At 55.0% G+C, this 19,205-nt stretch carries 15 protein-coding genes; 7 read left to right on the forward strand and 8 right to left on the reverse strand.

Translation table 11 applies throughout. The features are described from left to right. Nucleotides 1-78: 78 nt before the first annotated feature. Nucleotides 79-615, reverse strand: coding sequence for a 2,4'-dihydroxyacetophenone dioxygenase family protein (locus ACIGFL_RS05795; RefSeq protein WP_397496436.1), 537 nt, complete (start codon nt 613-615; stop codon nt 79-81). 509 nt (nt 616-1,124) lie between these two features. Here ACIGFL_RS05795 and ACIGFL_RS05800 point away from each other — a divergent pair. The 4 genes from ACIGFL_RS05800 to ACIGFL_RS05815 all read left to right on the forward strand — a co-directional run bounded on the left by ACIGFL_RS05800 (nt 1,125) and on the right by ACIGFL_RS05815 (nt 8,161). After that, on the forward strand, nt 1,125-2,558 hold the full coding sequence (locus tag ACIGFL_RS05800) for an aldehyde dehydrogenase family protein (protein ID WP_397496437.1): 1,434 nt from the start codon (nt 1,125-1,127) through the stop codon (nt 2,556-2,558). A 4-nt stretch (nt 2,559-2,562) separates the two neighbouring features. Then, nucleotides 2,563-3,366 (forward strand): shikimate dehydrogenase family protein, encoded by an 804-nt coding sequence (locus tag ACIGFL_RS05805; protein WP_397496438.1) that lies wholly within the window; start codon nt 2,563-2,565, stop codon nt 3,364-3,366. A gap of 14 nt (nt 3,367-3,380) precedes the next feature. Next, the gene (locus ACIGFL_RS05810; RefSeq protein WP_397496439.1) at nt 3,381-4,982 is read left to right on the forward strand and encodes a GMC family oxidoreductase; all 1,602 of its coding nucleotides are present in this window, start codon (nt 3,381-3,383) and stop codon (nt 4,980-4,982) included. A gap of 125 nt (nt 4,983-5,107) precedes the next feature. Beyond that, nucleotides 5,108-8,161 carry an FAD-binding and (Fe-S)-binding domain-containing protein gene (locus ACIGFL_RS05815; RefSeq protein WP_397496628.1) on the forward strand — a complete coding sequence of 1,018 codons (3,054 nt, stop codon included), beginning with the start codon at nt 5,108-5,110 and terminating at the stop codon, nt 8,159-8,161. 585 nt (nt 8,162-8,746) lie between these two features. On the opposite strand, the gene ACIGFL_RS05820 is transcribed toward ACIGFL_RS05815, so the two are convergent. The 6 genes from ACIGFL_RS05820 to ACIGFL_RS05845 all read right to left on the reverse strand — a co-directional run bounded on the left by ACIGFL_RS05820 (nt 8,747) and on the right by ACIGFL_RS05845 (nt 15,359). Then, complete coding sequence (locus tag ACIGFL_RS05820) at nt 8,747-10,180, reverse strand: UvrD-helicase domain-containing protein (protein ID WP_397496440.1); 1,434 nt, start codon at nt 10,178-10,180, stop codon at nt 8,747-8,749. After that, nucleotides 10,173-11,879 carry an ATP-dependent nuclease gene (locus tag ACIGFL_RS05825; RefSeq protein ID WP_397496441.1) on the reverse strand — a complete coding sequence of 569 codons (1,707 nt, stop codon included), beginning with the start codon at nt 11,877-11,879 and terminating at the stop codon, nt 10,173-10,175. Before ACIGFL_RS05825 ends, ACIGFL_RS05820 begins: the two co-directional genes overlap by 8 nt. Before the next feature lie 151 nt (nt 11,880-12,030). Further along, complete coding sequence (locus ACIGFL_RS05830) at nt 12,031-12,717, reverse strand: hypothetical protein (RefSeq protein ID WP_397496442.1); 687 nt, start codon at nt 12,715-12,717, stop codon at nt 12,031-12,033. Then, nucleotides 12,689-13,642 carry an MvdC/MvdD family ATP grasp protein gene (locus ACIGFL_RS05835; RefSeq protein ID WP_397496443.1) on the reverse strand — a complete coding sequence of 318 codons (954 nt, stop codon included), beginning with the start codon at nt 13,640-13,642 and terminating at the stop codon, nt 12,689-12,691. Before ACIGFL_RS05835 ends, ACIGFL_RS05830 begins: the two co-directional genes overlap by 29 nt. A 13-nt stretch (nt 13,643-13,655) precedes the next feature. Continuing rightward, the gene (locus ACIGFL_RS05840; RefSeq protein ID WP_397496444.1) at nt 13,656-14,108 is read right to left on the reverse strand and encodes a hypothetical protein; all 453 of its coding nucleotides are present in this window, start codon (nt 14,106-14,108) and stop codon (nt 13,656-13,658) included. Between the two features lie 336 nt (nt 14,109-14,444). Further along, complete coding sequence (locus ACIGFL_RS05845) at nt 14,445-15,359, reverse strand: LysR family transcriptional regulator (protein WP_021702752.1); 915 nt, start codon at nt 15,357-15,359, stop codon at nt 14,445-14,447. A gap of 143 nt (nt 15,360-15,502) precedes the next feature. On the opposite strand from ACIGFL_RS05845, the gene ACIGFL_RS05850 reads away from it, so the two are divergent. Beyond that, complete coding sequence (locus ACIGFL_RS05850) at nt 15,503-16,246, forward strand: SDR family oxidoreductase (RefSeq protein WP_031634793.1); 744 nt, start codon at nt 15,503-15,505, stop codon at nt 16,244-16,246. Between the two features lie 95 nt (nt 16,247-16,341). Beyond that, nucleotides 16,342-17,325, forward strand: a complete 984-nt coding sequence (locus ACIGFL_RS05855) for a zinc-dependent alcohol dehydrogenase family protein (protein WP_397496629.1) — start codon at nt 16,342-16,344, stop codon at nt 17,323-17,325. 213 nt (nt 17,326-17,538) lie between these two features. On the opposite strand, the gene ACIGFL_RS05860 is transcribed toward ACIGFL_RS05855, so the two are convergent. Beyond that, the gene (locus ACIGFL_RS05860; RefSeq protein ID WP_397496445.1) at nt 17,539-17,799 is read right to left on the reverse strand and encodes a hypothetical protein; all 261 of its coding nucleotides are present in this window, start codon (nt 17,797-17,799) and stop codon (nt 17,539-17,541) included. Between the two features lie 213 nt (nt 17,800-18,012). On the opposite strand from ACIGFL_RS05860, the gene ACIGFL_RS05865 reads away from it, so the two are divergent. Next, the gene (locus tag ACIGFL_RS05865) at nt 18,013-19,137 is read left to right on the forward strand and encodes an alkene reductase (RefSeq protein WP_397496446.1); all 1,125 of its coding nucleotides are present in this window, start codon (nt 18,013-18,015) and stop codon (nt 19,135-19,137) included. Nucleotides 19,138-19,205: the final 68 nt, after the last annotated feature.

Raw genomic sequence — 19,205 nt, forward strand, 5'->3', positions numbered from 1 at the left:
GATATCAGGCTGGCAGCCCATAACTTGCACTTAAAGAAAAAGCGCACCCAAAGCGCGCTTTTTCAGATAAGGCGAAGATCAGCGAATGAACTGCTCGATGTAATCATCCGGCAGCCCGATCTCCTTGTAGTGCTTGCGGGCGGCTTCAAGTTTCGTGAACACGTCCTCGTAGCCGACAGCCACACCTTGCGGATCCACGTAGGTGTACCCGCCTTGAACGTGGAACCAAGTGATCATTTCTTCCACATCTGCTGGGACGAACAGCGTATGGGTTTCACCCGGCGGCTCGTAGGCAAAGGAGCCTTCCTCGGCGACCCAGTCGTGCTCCAGGTAGTACCAACGACCCTTCAGCACGATGGCATGCACTGCACCAGTGTGACGATGACGTGACAGGACGCCTGCTTGGCGAACACGCAGCAGGTTAATGTAGTAACCGCCGCTCACGCTCAGCAGCAGTGGCTTGAAGGAAACGCTCTTGGTTACGGGCACCCAGAGTTTGTCGTCCTCAAGCCATTTGGTCATGACACCCGGATGCACCATGTCGGCTGACATGAAGGGTGCTTGGGGCAGTTGGTAGGGAATCGCGAGTTCATCAGGTTTCGGCGTGGTACTCATCGTGGACTCCTCACAAGGGATTATTTGTATGGCCGGAGCTAAGAGTTACTATTTAAGGTCTCCAGTTGTTGGCAGCGTAGCTCAAGCTTGTAGTCACAGAAATAAGCCAAGAGTCACACCGTCTATGATGTGGATTCATGGGCGGTACCTGACTCGCCTGCTGCTGAGTGCATGGAAATATAGTTAGGTTGAGCAATTTTTCGACTGAATTTTGGCGAAAATCCTAGTCTCAGTAATGACTTATCCATTTGCGTGTTTTCGTCATACTGGGTATGACCCCCTGTCACAGTCAAAGACCTAGACTTGGTAAAAGTCCTGAAATACTGTCTGGCCATAATCCGAGACGTCCGTTGTTTTTCTAAGGTGAAAACCGAGCGTTGCTTTTACTAATGACGTCTGCTGGGGCTTTTGGGGTCTTTTTTCACGAAACTTGCTTTCGCGCCGTATTGCGTTTTGAAGTTTTTTCTTCCTTGTAAGCAACTTCACCTTTTCCATCCACAGGAGCATGCATGCATAAGAATTACATTGCCGGGGAATGGGCTTCAGGTGTTGATATAAATCTAAATATCAACCCGTCCGATACGAACGATATTGTTGGCGAATATGCGAGAGCAGATACTGCCCAAGCAGAACTCGCGATTGATGCGGCATACGATGCGGCTCAGGAATGGCGAAAACTGACTGCAGAACAACGCAGCGACGCACTGGATCGCATTGGAACTGAAATTTTGAGTCGCCGTGAAGAGCTCGGAACGCTATTGGCGCGTGAAGAGGGCAAGACGCTCCCAGAAGGTATCGGAGAGGTTGTCCGGGCGGGACGTGTCTTCAAGTTCTTTGCAGGCGAAGCCCTTCGCCTCTCAGGTGAGCGGCTGATCCCAATTCGCCTAGGCGTCGAGGCAGATGTTCGCCGCGAGCCGGAAGGTGTTATCGGCATCATCACCCCTTGGAACTTTCCGATCGCAATTCCCGCGTGGAAGATCGCTCCGGCACTCGCCTTCGGAAACTCCGTAGTCTTCAAGCCTGCTGATCTGGTTCCCGGCAGCGCCTGGGCGCTGTCCGAGATAATCGTTAGGGCCGGCCAGCTCCCAGCGGGCGTTTTCAACTTGGTCATGGGGCCGGGCTCCAAAGTCGGAGATGTCTTGGCCAAATCGAGAAAGGTCAAAGCCATCACCTTCACCGGGTCTACTGGTACCGGCCGCCGCATAGGCCTGACCTGCGTCGAGCGAGGAGCCAAAGTCCAGTTGGAGATGGGGGGCAAGAATCCCCTGGTCATCCTGAATGACGCCAACCTCGAACAGGCTGTCGAGGTCGCAGTATCTGGCTCCTACTTTTCCACTGGTCAACGCTGTACCGCTTCGAGCCGACTCATCGTTGAGGACGGCATCCACGACAGATTCGTTGAGGCAGTTGCTCAGCGCCTGGCCGGACTCAAGGTCGATAACGCCTTGGCGAAAGGGTGCGACATTGGCCCGGTTGTTTCGCAGGCACAACTTAAACAGGACTGCGACTACATCCAGATCGCTCGCGAGGAGGGGGGGCGAGTCGTGTTCGGCGGAGAGCTTCTTCAGCGCGCCACGCCTGGTTACTACCTCTCTCCGGCCCTGATCGTCGATACCGACAATCAGATGCGAATCAACCGGGAAGAGGTATTCGGGCCGGTGGCGAGCGTGATTCGGGTGAAGGACTACGAAGAGGCCATTGCTGTCGCCAACGACACAGAGTTTGGCCTGTCATCCGGCATCTGTACCACCTCGCTGAAGCACGCCTCGGACTTTAAGGAACGTTCTACAGCCGGGATGGTGATGGTGAACGTTCCTACCGCCGGCGTGGATTACCATGCGCCATTTGGGGGGAGGAAGGATTCGAGCTATGGGTCTCGGGAGCAGGGTACCTATGCTCGCGAGTTTTACACCTCCGTGAAAACTGCCTACACACTCGCGTGACGCCATGACCAATATCAACAGTATCAGTGGCAATACCAAGGTCTACGCCATCATCGCTGACCCCATTCATCATGTGAAAACCCCGGCGGCGATGAACGATCTCTTTTCTGCCCGTGGAGAAGATGGTGTCCTAGTTCCCTTTCATGTAGCCCCGGAAGATCTGCCTACTGTGGTCGCAGGGCTACGGGGAATTCAAAGCCTGGAAGGCTTCATCGTTACCGTCCCGCACAAAACCACCATCGTCGACCTTTGCGACTCGGTCACTGAAGCTGCACGGGTTGTCGGTGCAGTGAACGTCGTGACCCGAACCAAAGCGGGCAAGCTGCATGGCGACATCCTGGATGGCGCCGGTTTCGTAGCTGGTTTACGTCAAGCGGGGATTGAGCCGAAGGGCCTTTCTGCCTATCTTGCCGGCGCGGGTGGTGCTGCTAATGCAATCGCCTTTGCGTTGGCGGAAGCCGGCGTGAAGCGCCTGACCATCGCCAACCGGACGGCGAAGAAGGCGCAAGACCTTGTCGAGCGCATCGCCGCTTCCTTTCCTGCCGTCGAGCTTTCAGTCGGTACCTCCGATCCTTCAGATCATGACCTTGTCGTGAACGGTACCTCGCTGGGCCTACGACCAGGTGATGCCTTGCCCTGCGATGCCAGCAAGCTGACTTCGAACCAGATCGTGGCCGAGATCATCATGCAACCGGCAATCACACCTCTGCTGGCTGCGGCCAAAGAGGTCGGCTGCCGGGTGCACCAAGGTCTCCCAATGTTGCTTTGTCAAATTGAGCTGATGGCAGCCGTTATGGCGTCCAAATAAGAACGAGCGTAACCATGAGCACATTCGACTACATCATCGTTGGCGGCGGAACAGCCGGCTGCATTCTGGCTGATCGCCTTACTACCTCTGGACGTTTCCGTGTACTGGTTCTGGAAGCTGGTGGAGAACCCAATGGTTTCTGGATACCCATCCCCGCAGGGTTCAGCAAACTGCTGACAAACAAGAAGTACAACTGGCGCTTCAAGACTCAAGCGGAAGATGGAACCTTGGGACGGGAAATCTCGGTGCCACGAGGCAAGGGGCTTGGCGGCTCAACGTTGATCAATGGTGGGATCTACGTGCGCGGACAGAAGGGTGATTACGATCACTGGGAACAGCTTGGGGCCAAGGGCTGGAATTTCGACACCCTGAAACCCTACTTCAATAAGTTCGAGAACTACGCTCAAGGCGGCGAGAATCGTGGTCACGACGGCCCGATGCATGTTCACCAGGTAAGTGAGCGTTTCCCTGTGTCGGATGCGTTCATGGAGGCGGCTCTTCAGGACGGCCATAGTTACAACGAGGATTACAACGGCAATGATCAGGCTGGTTTCGGCTACTACCAAGTCCTTCAGCGCCAAGGGCGTCGGTGGAGTGTGGTGGATGGTTACCTGAAGCGTGCGCGCAAGCGCAGCAATCTTCACATCGAAACCAATGCTCATGTGCTGCGTATTGAGCTAGAAGGTCAGCACTGTCGCGGCCTCACCTATCGGAAGAACGGTAAGGAGTTCACGGTCAAAGCAAACCGAGAGGTAATCCTTTGTAGCGGTGCTATCCAGACTCCCCATCTGTTGGAGTTGTCAGGAATTGGGCGCGCAGATGTTCTGGCGGACGTCGGTATCAAGGTTCGACATGAGCTGAATGGTGTTGGCGAGAATTACATCGATCACTTCGCCACTCGCATGAACTGGCGCCTCAAGGACGGCATAGTCACGCTCAATGAAATGGCACGAGGGTGGCGGCTTGGGTTGGCAGTGACCGAGTACTTCACGAAGCGAACTGGGATCCTGACGCTGGGAACCGGCCTGGTACATGGCTTTATCAAGACCGAGCCATCAATGCCGACGCCTGACGTGCAATTCTTTGTCGTCCATGCCAGTTATGCAAACGCAGCCGAACGCATTCTGGACAAGCATCCGGGGCTGACTATCGGCGTAAGCCAACTGCGGCCGAAGTCGAAAGGCAGCATTCACATCCAGTCTGCCGACCCTAACGAAATGCCCGCCATTCGGCCGAACTTCCTTGCCGAAGAAGAAGACCGAACCAGCATGGTCAATGGGATGAAGGTCGCTCGACGGATCATGGAGCAACCTGCCATGCGTGACTTGGTCGAACAAGAAGTGAGCCCTGGCTCGGCCACTCGTACTGACAGCCAATGGCTGGACTTCGCTCGCGAGAACGGCCAGACCATCTATCACCCGTTGGGTACCTGTCGGATGGGCGAGGACGAGGGTGCCGTAGTGGATTCGACACTCCACGTGCGTGGCTTGAAAGGGCTTCGTGTGGTAGATGCCTCCGTCATGCCTTCGATGATCTCGGGCAACATTCAGGGCGCAGTGATGGCCGTTGCTGAGCGCGCGGCCGACCTAATCCTGGAAGAGGCTGACCGCGCCTGACGCTGCGGGGGAGGATGGTTTTGCCGTCCTCCCAGTTTTTCCTTTCCATTCGTTGGCGACCCTACAGCGGTGGCTATGGCACCTATTTCCAGCGATCTGTCGCTTTCCTGCCAAGGGTAACTTCCATGATTGCCGTCCTGCCACCCAACAGTGAACCGCACGTGCAATACGATGGCTTTCTCCGCGCACTGGAAACGGGGGGATTTCGCGGTGAAATAGCCCGCGACTACGGCGCGCGCACGGTTTTGGCCACCGACAACTCGATCTACCAGCGGTTGCCCCACGCGGCGGTTTTCCCGAAGGATGTAGCGGATGTCGAGCTACTCGCGAACCTCGCGGCGCAGCCTGATCACAGGCAGGTAGTACTCACTCCTCGCGGGGGCGGTACGGGTACCAACGGCCAGTCGCTGACTGACGGGATTGTGGTGGATATATCTCGTCATATGAATCGCATTCTGGAGATTAATGTCGAGGAGCGCTGGGCTCGCGTACAAGGTGGTGTCGTCAAAGATCAGCTCAATGCGGCCCTAAAAACACATGGACTGTTCTTCGCCCCGGAGCTATCGACGTCCAATCGAGCCACTATCGGCGGCATGATCAATACTGACGCAAGTGGGCAAGGCAGTTGCACCTACGGCAAAACACGTGACCACGTCCTTGAACTCTCTACCGTGCTGCTTGGGGGCGATCGCCTTCACAGCAAGGCCCTGAGCGAGAACGACCTGCGGCTTGCCAGGGCGCGTAAGGATCGAATCGGAGAGGTGTACCGATGTGCTAGCAGTATTGCCGACACTCAAGCTGATTTAATTGCGGTCAAATTTCCGAAGCTGAATCGATGTCTTACTGGCTACGACTTGGTGCACCTGCGCGAAGCGGACGGACGCTTCAATCTCAACAGCGTGCTGTGTGGTTCGGAGGGCTCCTTAGGCTTCATTGTTGAGGCCAAACTCAGCGTGCTGCCGATTCCGCAACACACCATTCTGGTGAACGTCCGCTATGCCAGCTTCATGGACGCGCTCCGCGACGCAAAGGCCCTGATGGAGCTGAAGCCTCTGTCCATCGAGACGGTGGATTCGAAGGTACTGCTGTTGGCCATGAAGGATATTGTTTGGCACGGGGTATCCGAGTACTTCCCAGAGAACGGGTGCGAACCGACATTAGGGATCAACCTGATCGAGTTCTGCGGGGACGATTTCGCCGAACTCGAGCAGCGCGTTCATGAGTTCGTAGAGCACCTGAGTACCGACCAATCCGTTCTTCGGCTTGGCCATACCCTGGCCATTGGTGAAGCAGCGGTGAAACGGGTCTATACCATGCGTAAGCGGGCCGTGGGATTGCTCGGGAATGTGCCTGGTGAGGCGAGACCGCAGCCGTTCGTTGAGGACACGGCGGTGCCCCCGGAAAACCTCGCCGACTTCATCCAAGAGTTCCGTGCACTACTGGATAGCTACGAACTCCAGTACGGCATGTTCGGCCATGTCGACGCGGGTGTGCTACACGTGCGACCGATACTGGATATGAAGGATCCTGCTCAAGCGGCGCTGATTCGCCCGATCTCCGATGCAGTGGCCGCCCTCACGCAAAAGTATGGTGGCCTGCTCTGGGGTGAGCATGGCAAGGGGCTACGCTCGCAGTATGTTCCCGACTACTTCGGTGAGCTGTACCCCGCACTTCAGGAGCTCAAGGCCTCCTTCGATCCATACAACCAGTTCAACCCAGGGAAAATTGCTACGCCGAGTTCAGCGCCTACGGCACGGCTGACCCTGGTGGACGAAGTCCAGTTGCGGGGAGAGCTAGACCGCGTGATCGACGAGCGCGTGTGGGCAAACTACGAATCAGCCGTACACTGCAATGGCAACGGTGCCTGCTACAACTACGACTTCGATGACGCAATGTGTCCGTCCTGGAAGGCTACCCGCAACAGGATTCACTCGCCCAAAGGGCGAGCCGCTATGCTCCGCGAGTGGCTGCGTTTGCAGGGTGAAAATGAAGTCGATGTCCTCGCTGTCAGTCAGCGAGTTCGGTCATCGAATGGTGTCAGCGATTTCTTCCGTCGAACTGCCAACTCAATTGCTCGTATGGCTGGCCAAAAGGATTTCTCGCACGAGGTTTACGACGCCATGTCTGGTTGCCTGGCCTGTAAGTCGTGTGCCGGACAATGCCCGGTCAAGGTGAATGTCCCTGAGTTCCGAACACGGTTTCTGGAGCTTTACCACAGCCGGTACCTGCGTCCGCTGAAGGACTACCTGATTGGCTCGCTGGAGTTCAGCATTCCCTATTTCGCCAGAGTCCCGCGCATCTACAACGCGCTGATGGGGGCCCATCCAGTGCGATACCTTCTCGAGAAGATCGCCGGGATGGTGGACAGTCCTTTGCTGAGCCAATTCGATTTCCAGTCGGCATGTGAGCGTTGGCACGTTGAGATTGCCACGCCCGAAAAACTTGCAGCACTGACCGCCGACCAGCGTAAGCACAGCGTCGTACTTATTCAGGATGCCTTCACGCGCTACTTCGAAACCCAGCTAGCCGCAGACTGGATCGAGCTGATTACTCGACTCGGCTTCCGTGTTTTCCTTGCTCCATTTGCCCCCAATGGGAAGCCTCTCCAAGTCCAAGGCTTCTTACGGGCATTCGAGAAAGCCGCTCAGTTCAACGCGAAGTCGCTGCGTCAACTACAGGACTACGGAGTACCCCTTGTAGGCCTAGATCCTGCGATGACCCTCGTCTATCGGCAGGAGTACCGGAAGACCCTCGGCGATGGGTTGGCACCGAACGTGCTCCTGCCACAAGAGTGGTTGGCCTGCGTCCTTCAGCCGCTCCCCAGCGGGCCGTCTGTCGAGACCTATAAGTTCCTTCCGCATTGCACGGAGAAGACCAACGAACCAGGTAGCGTCAGCTTGTGGCAGAAGGTGTTTGAGCATATGGGCTTGAAGCTTCAAGTGCTGCCGAGTGGCTGCTGCGGGATGTCCGGCACCTATGGCCACGAAATCAGAAATGCGAAAACCTCCGACACCATCTACAGCCAGTCCTGGCAGCCGCTAGTAGTGACGCATGGTATAGAGGGACGGCTGGTCGCTGACGGCTATTCGTGCCGCAGCCAGGTAAAGCGCCAAGAGGGGCGGGTTATTCCCCACCCGATCCAGGTTCTGCTTGGGCACGTACGAAAGCAAACCAGGTAACTACCCAGGGCTACTTCCGAAGATGCGGATTTCAGTGAACGTGACCGCTTATTTCGCTAACTCGTGACCGGTATTTTCACCCCGGTTGCGGGGGGGATTGTAATCAGGAGGCTCTACAGGGCTACCACAGGTAACTTGAGTGTCACCGGGAGGAGGGGCTATTGGAGTCAGGCCGCCATGGCATGACCTGCTTGTTGCTGGTGGAAGTTTGCCTCAGCCTCCGCAGGTGGGATATATCCGATTGAACTCAGCAGGCGCTGATGGTTGTACCATAGGACTAAGCATCTGAACTCAGTTGACCTCTTGCAGATAAATATAGATTCCAGAAAGTCTTTGAGGTAGCCATGGCTACGAGTCAGAAAATTAAGGTTATGCTGTCGAGTCGCGCAAAGATCTTTTTTCAATCGGAGAAAGCCCGTCTGAACAGAGTGCTGGTTTCAGACAGCCACGAGCGGCGACAGTCGACTCGTAGCGGCCGGTCGCATTAGGCAGAAACCGGCCAAAAGCGGACTGATGCGCTCAGGCTTAGAGGGCCTCACTATGCGTCCTCAGGGCCGCCGATTCTACTCAGTCATGGCGTCATGACTATTCCGCTGGCAAATATCTGCTTGTCCCAATGATGGTGAGGGACTTCGATCCACGAGTCATCGCGACATACAGATCCTTGGCGTCAAGTGCGTCCGCATCGAGAACGACCGCATGATCGTACTCTAGGCCCTTGACCAGCAGTGTTGTCCCGATGAGCTTTCGGTGGCTGATAGGTCGTCCCGTATGCCTCATCTCGCGCTGGTACATGTTTGCAGCCTCTGAGAGAGTTACTCCTTCACCGTCAATGTGCATCTTCAGCACGTTGAGGAGGCGATACAGCAGATCACGGCGATAGGCCGAAGTCTCTGGGTTGGCCTTCAATGCCAGGAAGAATGACTTGAGGTGGCTGCTTGTTGGGTTGTTCAGGTAGTCATTCGCCGCATGCAAGACCAATGGGTATTTGGTCCCTTTACTTTGTTTCGCCACCTCCCCTCGTTTGGTGCCGGCAGTCAATGCGTTGCTCACGCCAGTGAAACACTTCTTTGCAAAATCTAATGCGAGAAGAAAGCCTGCCTGGACGGTCTTCGCGGCTCCAAACTTCTTGAGGAACGAGTGAAGGTCTTTACCTTCAACTTCTTCAATGGAGGAAAACCGTCCAGCCATGGTTTGGGCCAAGCGGTGAGTCTTGTTTTTGGAGCGCGGGTCCCCACCATGCAGAGCAATCACGCTCTCGTTGTGACCTAGCAGTTCACAGAGCGACGAATACTGTTGTGAAGCAAGGTATTCGGGCTTGGTGTAGACACGAACCACGCTGGGTGGTAGCTCGCCAAGCAGGTCAATCTTCTGGCCCTGCTCTATTTTCTTTCGCGCCCCCTTTAGCCAAGCACCAAGCTCTGGCTCTCCTGCTCTCTCCCAGCGCCAAGGAGTCTCCAACTGACCCAAACAGCCAAAAGTGGGATAGACGCTCGCATCCCAGTCCACAGGCTTGCCTTCGTCAAAGTCAAAGATGGCCTGCATGGGGTCGCCCAATATCCGGCAGGGCAAGAACTCTGCCAAGGCGCAGACAAGCGAGTGCTGCGAATCGGAGCAGTCCTGATACTCGTCTACATAGACGCCAGCGTAGGTGGCCGCTACCACATGACGAATGAACTTCTTCTCCAGCAAACCAGAACAGCACCCATAGAGCTTGTTCCACTGCTTGCTGGTCGGATTTTCCGTCTCCCACCTCGAAGTCTTGGGGTAAGCCAAGCAAAGGCGCAGCGACCAGCTTGCAATCGTGTCCACCTGATATTTGGAGGCAGGAACACCAAGTGCAGTCATCTTGGTCTTGATCGAGTTCACGCCCGCAAAGGTGTGGGTCAAGATCAGTTGCCTGCCGCCAGAAGCCCGCACTGCCAATGCGATGAGATGCGTCTTTCCGTATCCAGCAGGCGCGATCACATACCCTTTGGTTGTGCAATCGTTGAGCTTGATTGCCAGTTCCTCAGACATGCTCTGCCCACGCCCAAAGCTTGCCGAGTTCAAGCGCAAGATTCTTTTTGCCGAAAGCAGCGTCCTGGAAGGCCGGGCTTATAGCCTTGAACCATAGGTCTCCTTTGGTGGTGTCCTTGAACCAACCGGCCTTCTTCGCCGCGACACCTATGGCAATTCGGAGCTTGAGACTGTCTTTCCACGTGCCAATGTCCTTGTCCAGGTCCTCAAGGAACTTGGATCGCACCTGCTCGTGGGTAGGGAGGCCTAGCTCCTCTTGAGCGAGCCTCACACTGGCCAACACATTGGCCCACGGCAGATCTTGGAAAGCCCGCTCCTCCAGTGAAAGCTTCTCGCTCCACACCTGGACCGGAATTCCCAACTCAATAAGCTCTTCCTCATCGGCGCGAGAAAACTGATCCTCAGCGTCACTATCTGCGAGCACCGCCACGTCATAGCAAAGAGATTTGAAAGCCTTCGCAAGTGCCTTCACCTTGCTGGCTCCTTTCGCATCTAGCAGCGCTACGCCGTGGAAAGAAAACGGATCCTTCTTGTTCTCTACCTGGTAGTCGTCAAAACCTCTCAGGAAGCCGACCTCTGTAGCGCCTTCGCACACCACCACCTTCTTCGCCAGAAATGCTTCGGTGCTTGACCGAATCTTCCCCTGCATCTCGTGCTCTTCAAGGCCCTCTTTGGCAGCAGAAATGATCTGAACCACACCGCCCTTGTTGTGAACGATGTGAAGCTCTTTCACCGTGAGTTCGCGCAGCACGATAGGAGAATGGGTCGTGAGGAAGTACTGCCCGCGCTTGTCATCTCTAACGTGCTTGATGAGACGGGTGATCCGATGCGGCTCCAAGCCAAACTCCACCTCATCAAACAAGGTGATATGGCCTTCTTCCAGGCCCACCGTCTGAATGCCACACAGTAGCATGCGGCGCGATCCAAGGCCCAACTGACGCAGCGGCAGGTCGCCGTCATGCAAGGCCAGCCCGCCCACCTTTAGGTTTATGGAGGTCAGATCGAGGTGAGCCTTGTAGGTGTCCAGTACGGGGACACCCAGCAGCTTAGCTAGCTCCTGCGACTTCGCAGCCGCAGCGTCAAAGTTCTTAAGAGTGACTGGCCGATCAGCGTCCAGCGACGTCCTGGCAGACCTGGAGGCGTTCGCCAGCAATTCATTCAGACTCTGTGCTTCAGTCAGCTTGGCTAACGCAGTTCCAGTCGCCCACGAAAGTTGCCTCTCACTGTATGCACCGATGAGGCCCACACTGACTTTATTTCTGTCGGCTTGCTTGAACGGAACACCTTCGGGACTGCGGTCGCAGAGCGCGATCCACTTTGGCTCCAAATCCTTCTCAACCGTGAGCCGTACGGTCAAAACATTCTCTAGATGGTCATCCGGCTCGTCCGTGAGCTTCAGTGCTGCTGCGTCCCAGCCCCGGAGGTAGTTGCCGTACTTGTTGAGCGAGCAGAATTCTTCAATCAAGTCGCCTATCGTGACTTCGATGACGATGGAGTTCTCAACCTTGCATTGATAGAAATCCGAGTCGCTGAGGGAGAGGTTCCATTGAGGGTAGAACGCATATCGGACTGCTTCCAAGATAGTTGACTTGGAAGAATCACCTTTCCCTATGAGGCAGAAGATATCGGCTGCTGGAAGGTTCCAGTCAAGCTCTTTCACCCCACGAAAGTTCTTGATCGTAATCTTTCTAATTTTCACCGAGCAACGCTCTCCATAATTTCGCACATGAAACCGGGCAAATTCGTGATATTGCAGTTTCCATTGTTCACCATTGGTGAATACTAGCTGCTTTTTACTTTCTAACCGAGGACTCAGGCACCTTAAAAAGGCGCTACCTAAACTCTAATGATCATGAAAAGCACATGATTAGGCTGGAGAGTTTCTCACTCGACTCGAAGTATTCAAAGACCACGTCGACGATGGACGCTCCCATAGGCCAGCTGGCTTGGATGAGGAGCAGAGCCACGAAGCCAAAGAAAGACCGAAGAAGATACGCGTGCGTCATTTTGATGAACAAGACCTTCTCGTTTACTCTGTCGTAGTTGGCGATCACCGCTTTGGAGAGACGCTTTGCTAGCCCTTGCTCCGGACTATCCGTTTTCCAGCTCATAGCAATGTCATAAGGGCTGATCGTGTAGGACATTGCTACTTTTATCGTCTTAAACGCCCACCAACCAGCTCCTATAAGGTATGCCACGGAAATCCCAAACATCAGCAGAGAAAGGCTCCCCAAGACGACGTGGATTCCGCTTCCCCACAAATTCGGAAGCAAAGAAGTCAGCACAGGAATAAGTGCAGTGATCACAGCAAGATAAATCCCTGCCTTGCTATCAGCGCTGCTACGGCGCTCTGACTCGGCATCGAAGATCCTTCTAGCTTCCTCTAGAGCGACATCGGCCCCCCTAGACCAGTCCCCCTCTTCCACGGCCTCATTCAAGCTGCTCATGAGCTTCTTTTGGTCATCCGAGCCGGCCTTACTCGGCATTGGCCATACAAAATCACAGACCCTAACCACGGCCAGCCCCCTCAAGCTCATCAACGATGGCCTCGGCGATACGGTACCCCGTTAGGTTCTCAATCCATGCCCATTGGCCATTAGGGTTGATCTCTAGGAACCAAAGGCGCCCAGCTTCATCGCAAATGAAATCAATTGCGCCATAGCGAAGATTCAAACGGCCAAGAAGCTCTCGGCACTGCTCCTGAATCGCCCCAGGCAGCTCAATACGCTCATGCCTCAGATCGGGTCGGCTCCCCTGTCGCCAATCCACTTCAGTTTCTGAACACTCCTGAGACCAGATGGCCGTGGCAAAAAACCTATCACCGACAGCAGTGACTCGAACGTCGTACTTCTTCCGAATCTCACTTTGCACAATGAAGGGAGCAAGTGCGATAGCGGCAGCGTCGGTGCCTTTGAGCTTGCTCAAGCGAGTGGTGAAGATCACTCGCTCCTGCTCACCGGAAAGCAATGCTTGACGGAGTGGCTTGCCGATGGCGGGAGCAAGCTGGGCGACTTGTATCGCTGAATCAATGTCGTTCGTGATAGTGGCCTCTGGCACGTTAAAGCCAATCTCGTGTGCCAATAGCAATTGCTTAGGCTTGTCTTCGGCGAGCCAGATATCCGTCGGAGAGTTAAGCCAAACACCATCCAAACGTGTGTATAGGCTCTTTAGAAAGCTGCTCCATTCAGCTTCAACATATGCCCTTTCTCCCGCGTCACTGACCGCTTCCGGAATCGATGGCGCGCCTGGGCGACGGAAGTAAGCTGCCGTAATTTGCTCGCCAGAAACGCGCCTACCATCAATCTCAATCGACCATGCCTGCCGAGGAAAAGGGGACATGGTGCAGAGCGCTTGGGGCAGCTGCTCGGTGTTCAGGCGGAAATAAGGAATCTCGCGACGCTGTAGCTCAGCGACAATATAATCCGTTGTGATGTCGCGCCGGTTTGTCACCAATAGGAGCATTGCAGTGCCTCGCTCAGTCCTCGTAGAAGCGTGTATCTAGGCCCATCGAAGGCGCCGTATCGTCACTCTCTAATTCGACATGAGTCTTAGTGAGCAACTCAAGGATGAAATTGGCTGAACCAGGGTCGTCTCGCTCCGATATCGTATTGGTCTTACTGAGCAGCTCAAGCACTTGGTTTGGCCCGGTGAAGCTGTCGTCATCACTCTCCGTCCGCTGGTAGGTCTTGGTGATGGTTTCGAGCATGAAGGGCGTGTCGTCATCCTGTTCCTCGTCCTGCCTAGTTTTCGTGAGCAACTCGGCGAGGGCGCCTTTGGCGATGACGGGCTTCACCCCTGACTCCGTCTCGACCACCCACATGTCCTTCTCTTTCGAGTAATGGCCCGGAAGCTTGGACTCACCTGTACGAGGGATGGCCGCACTAGCCAGAAATGGGGAGATCAACGGCAACTTCTTAGCAGCGCCCATGCTGGCAAAACTCCTGTATGAGTAGAGGCAGTGAACGCTGACGATACCATTACGCCAGCACAAGCTGTACTAGGTGAAAGACGAGAACCAATTCCTAGCTGCTTCAGCCGTCGCTAGGGGCTGCCAGCTCAGCGCATTAAAAGAGCTTGTGTTCGCCAACCAGGGTCGACACGTCTGGAACTAGAATGCGGATCATCACGCTACTCCGCAGCAGTTTCTGGCTGGGTCAGCCAATCCGCCGCGTACGCTGCGGCAAGGTCCGCTTTTGGCCGATAGCTGCCGGTGACGATGGACTGCTTTCGGCCAAAAGCGGACGATTGCTGGCAGGTATTCAAGCTATGTCCCCAGGCCCTGGGGAAATAGCTTGGGGTTTGAGAAAGCCTGCTTAAGGTGGTCGTACACCAATCGCACCCGCTTCGATACAGGACCCTGCTGCGGGCGGTATATGAACAGATCCCATGGCGCTGGAGCGAGATCAGCCAAAACAGCAACCAGCTTTCCTGACCGCAGATGAGGCTCAGCCAGATAGGCAGGAATTTGGCCAAAACACATGCCTGCCAGGGTGGCTTCCAATTCCGTATCGGGATCATCACAGATAAGAGCTGGCTGCCTGGGCGTGAACGTTTGCCCGTCGGCAAATAGCCAAGGCCAAGGGCGGCCATTTTTCCGGTCGATCAGGACTGAAAGTGGCAGCTTAGCTAAGGCATCCAAAGATTTAGGTGGTGTCTTTTGGCCTATGAGAGACGGGCACGCGACAACGTAAAACGGCACGGGAGCTAAGGCACGTGCAACGTAGCGCCGGTCGCGAATAACCCCCACCCTGATACCAATATCGATATGCGCCTCGACAGCATCAGTCATCTGATCTTCCAAGCGGAGATCGAATTGCAGGTCAGGATGTGCAGCGGCCAGGGGCTGAAGAAACGGTATTAGGAAGCGCCTGCCAATAGCATGTGGAGCCGTAATCCCCACCCTACCTGACAGCTCAGGCTCCGTCCTGTGCGACCGGAATAGCGTATCGAAATGATCCAGAGCTGACCTGGCATCTTTGGCGTAATCCTGACCGAAAGCAGTGATGCTCACCTGGCGGGTATTGCGGTGGAACAGCGATTCGCCAAGCTCAGTTTCCAGGGCTTGAATGGCTCGAGTCACCCCTTGTGGGGAGATGCCTAATCGAGTTGCCGCTTCGCGGAAGCTACCTGCCTCTGCTGCTGTGCAAAAAATCCTGACCATCTCCATGCGGTTAAGCATGTTGCCCTCCCATTTATTCCATATTCAGGAATAGCTTAATCCAATCATTTCCATTTATTGAGATCAATCATGGGGCTAAGGTTTGCGCACTGCCAGGTTAACCAGCCATGGCGAAGTACAAACCCGCCGATGAGGTTCTCAACATGAGCAATAACATTTCTGGAAAAGTTGTCGTTATCACCGGCGCCAGCAGTGGCTTGGGTGAAGCGACTGCACGCCACCTTGCTGCGCTTGGCGCGCGCGTAGTGCTGGCCGCACGCCGCAAAGATAAACTCGACGCATTGGTGACTGAGCTGACCAATGCAGGTGGTCAGGCAATCGCGTATCAGACCGATGTCACCTCTCAGGAAGAGGTCAAAACGCTCATTCAAGGTGCCGTGGACACCTACGGGCGCATTGATGTACTGGTCAACAATGCCGGGCTGATGGCGATTGCACCGCTCAGTGATGCTCGGACTGACGAGTGGGATCGCATGATCGACATCAACATCAAGGGGCTGCTGTACGGAGTCGCGGCTGCATTGCCGGTCTTCCAGAAACAAAACAGTGGCCACTTCATCAACATCGCATCGGTTGCAGGCCTGAAGGTATTCAGCCCTGGCGGCACGGTGTACAGCGGCACCAAGTTTGCTGTGCGGGCCATCTCCGAAGGACTGCGTCACGAAGTCGGTGGCAGCATTCGCACCACGACTATCGAACCAGGTGCCGTGGACTCCGAGTTGAAATTCGGCAGCTCCCACCAACAGAGCCGCGATTTCGTGGTGGACTTCTACAAGCATGCAATTCCCGCTCAATCCGTCGCTCGGGCTATCGCCTTCGCAATTGAGCAGCCTGCTGAAGTGGATATTAACGAGATCGTTCTGCGCCCAACCGTGCAGGAATTCTAATGAGTTTAGGGCCTGCCGCTTCGGCGTCAGGCCCCGCTTGTATGGAGTCAAAAGCTGTGAGCAACGTAACTGAATCGCTTTCGAGTGGGGGACTGATGAAGGCCTTGCGCCTAGACAGCTATGACGCGAGCACCCTGCGTGAAGTCGAAGTCGCAAAGCCTTCGCCACAACAAGGGCAGGTACTGGTAAAGATTAAAGCCATCGGCGTTAACCCAATCGACTACAAAATTCGCCTGGGGCAGGCCCCTTACGCGATGCCTGAGTTACCAGCGATCATTGGCACTGATTTGGCTGGCGTCGTTGAGGCAGTGGGCGAAGGCGTTACTCAATTCCAAGTTGGGGATGAGGTGTATGGTCTAACTGGCGGTGTGCGTGGATTGCAGGGATCTCTAGCCCAGTACGCGGCAGTCGATGCAAATTTGTTAGCCATCAAGCCCAGAAATCTAAGCATGCGCGAAGCGGCAGCTCTGCCACTGGTGACGCTGACTGCATGGGAAGGCCTAGTAGATAAAGCAGCTGTGAAAGCGGGTGACCGCGTGTTGGTTCATGGTGGCGCTGGCGGAGTCGGGCATGTGGCCGTACAACTCGCCAAAGCGTTTGGTGCGGATGTTTATGCAACCGTGTCCCCGGCAAAGCAATCAATCATCGAGTCCTACGGGGCAACGTCCATCGATTATCAAAGCGTTGGCGTCAATGAGTATGTGGCCCAGCACACTAACGGGGATGGCTTCGACATTATTTATGACACCGTTGGTGGCGAGTCCTTGGATCTGTCGTTCCAGGCTATTCGCCCATATGGGCACGTCGTCAGTTGCGCTGCTTTTTCCTCCCATAACCTAGCTCCGGGCTCCCTGCGCTGCATGACCCTATCCGGGGTATTTGTCCTATTGCCAATGCTTTCTGGCAAAGGGCGTTCTCACCATGGCGAAATCCTACGCAAGGCTGCCCAATTGGCAGAGGCGGGCCAGTTGAAGCCGCTGGTAGATGAGTTCCGCTTTACTTTAAGCCAAGCTCAGACTGCACATGAGATGCTTGAGCGCGGAGATGTACGAGGTAAGGCCGTCATTGATATCGACTAAGGGCCTTCGTGCCTGTAAGGCAGATCGTGCCATGCAGGGATAAGAGGAACTTGCTTCTCCTGATCCACCTCGGTGAAGCCGTTTTTTCACAGCCCTAACACCCGCATTGCCGAGACATCTGGTAATGCGGGTGAATAGTTCTGCTATAGAGCTCCCAGTCAGGCTCCAACCTGTGCCTATTGGCACCCTCTGCCAACTTGGCTGACGTGGCCTCTACGACAGCTTAAACACGCGTCGTGCATTTTCGTAGAGAAATTGCGCCTCAACCTCCGGGCTTAACCCGAGTTGCCCCGCAACGATGCGCAGCTCAGGGAAATCCAGTGCTACCTCATCCAGGTAAGGAACCGGACGGCCTGTTTTAGAAGGCATCAAGGGGCCGGTGTGACCCACCTGGGTGCAGAATGGAATGTCGAGCTCAATGCACTTTACGTACAGGGGGTAATAAAGTCGGTGGTTTGGCGCGCCAGCTTCCATAACTGTACCTGGGCTACAGCTAGTCCATTCTGAGTTCGCTGAGATGCTTGGTATGATCTAGATATTTGCATTTCTAGATATATGGATTAGAATCATGCCATTCAGTAACCTCTTGATCAGCACTCCTACAGAGAGTGCATTGAGTTAAAGCAGTCTCAGGAGCGAGGTGAATCGCCTTGCTAAATCTATATTTACCGATATCTAGGTCTACGAATGAACATGAACAAGCTGTTTAGCTCGACGAAGATTGGCCCCTATGACCTCCGTAATCGCATTGTGCTGCCGCCGCTTACTCGCTCGCGTAGCTCGCAGCCGGGAAACATCCCCAACGACTTGATGGCGACCTACTATCGACAACGAGCTAGTGCGGGTTTCATGGTCACAGAAGGAACTCAGATCGAGCCACGAGGCCAGGGCTATGCTTGGACTCCCGGAATTCACAGCCAAGAACAAATCGAAGGCTGGAAGAAGGTGACCGAAGCGGTACATGCAGAGGGTGGCGTCATTTTTGCGCAGCTCTGGCACGTTGGCCGGGTATCCCACACCTCGCTGCAGCCAAATGGCGATGCTCCTGTAGCACCATCAGCACTGCCAGCACGTAGCGTGAAAGTGTTCATCGAGACGGGACCAGGCACCGGTATCTTGGCGGATCCATCTGAGCCAAGGGAGCTTTCCACGACAGAGGTGAAAGAGCTCGTCCAGCTCTACGCCAAAGCAGCGCAGAATGCTCTAGAGGCCGGTTTCGATGGGGTAGAACTGCACTGCGCCAATGGTTACCTGGTAAACCAATTCATCTCAGCGCACACCAATTGCCGCACGGATGAATATGGTGGCAGCCTTCAGAACCGCCTGCGATTCTTGCGAGAGATAACACAAGCAGTTGCTGACGTGGTGGGTGCTGATCGTTTGGGTGTTCGATTTGCTCCACTGTTTGCAAGCACTGATGAGCTTCGTGTCTACCTAGGCCTTGTGGAAGAAAATCCACACGAGACTTACATTGAGGCCGTCAAGGTGCTGGAGGAAATTGGTGTCGCTTACCTGTCGCTGGCCGAAGCAGACTGGGACGAAGCTCCAGAGCTGCCAGATACATTCCGCAACGCGGTACGAGAGGTCTTCAGTGGTCGCATTCTGTGTGCGGGGAGATACACGGCAGAGCGTGCCGCCGCGGTAATTGAAGCTGGCTGGGCTGATTTAATTGCCTTTGGTCGCCCCTTCATTGCCAACCCAGACCTTCCACAACGGATCGCTAATGGCTGGCCGCTTAATCCACTGGATGACAGCAGCATGTATGGCGGTACCGAGAAAGGGTATGTTGATTATCCCTTCTACAAAAGCTGACAGCGCTGGAGCTGCGCGCCTCGTTGGAGTGCGCGCAGCAACTAAAATCGAAATATCGTAAAATCGCG

Origin of the sequence: Pseudomonas sp. NPDC077649 (genome assembly GCF_044542855.1) — a bacterium.
Lineage (GTDB): Bacteria > Pseudomonadota > Gammaproteobacteria > Pseudomonadales > Pseudomonadaceae > Aquipseudomonas.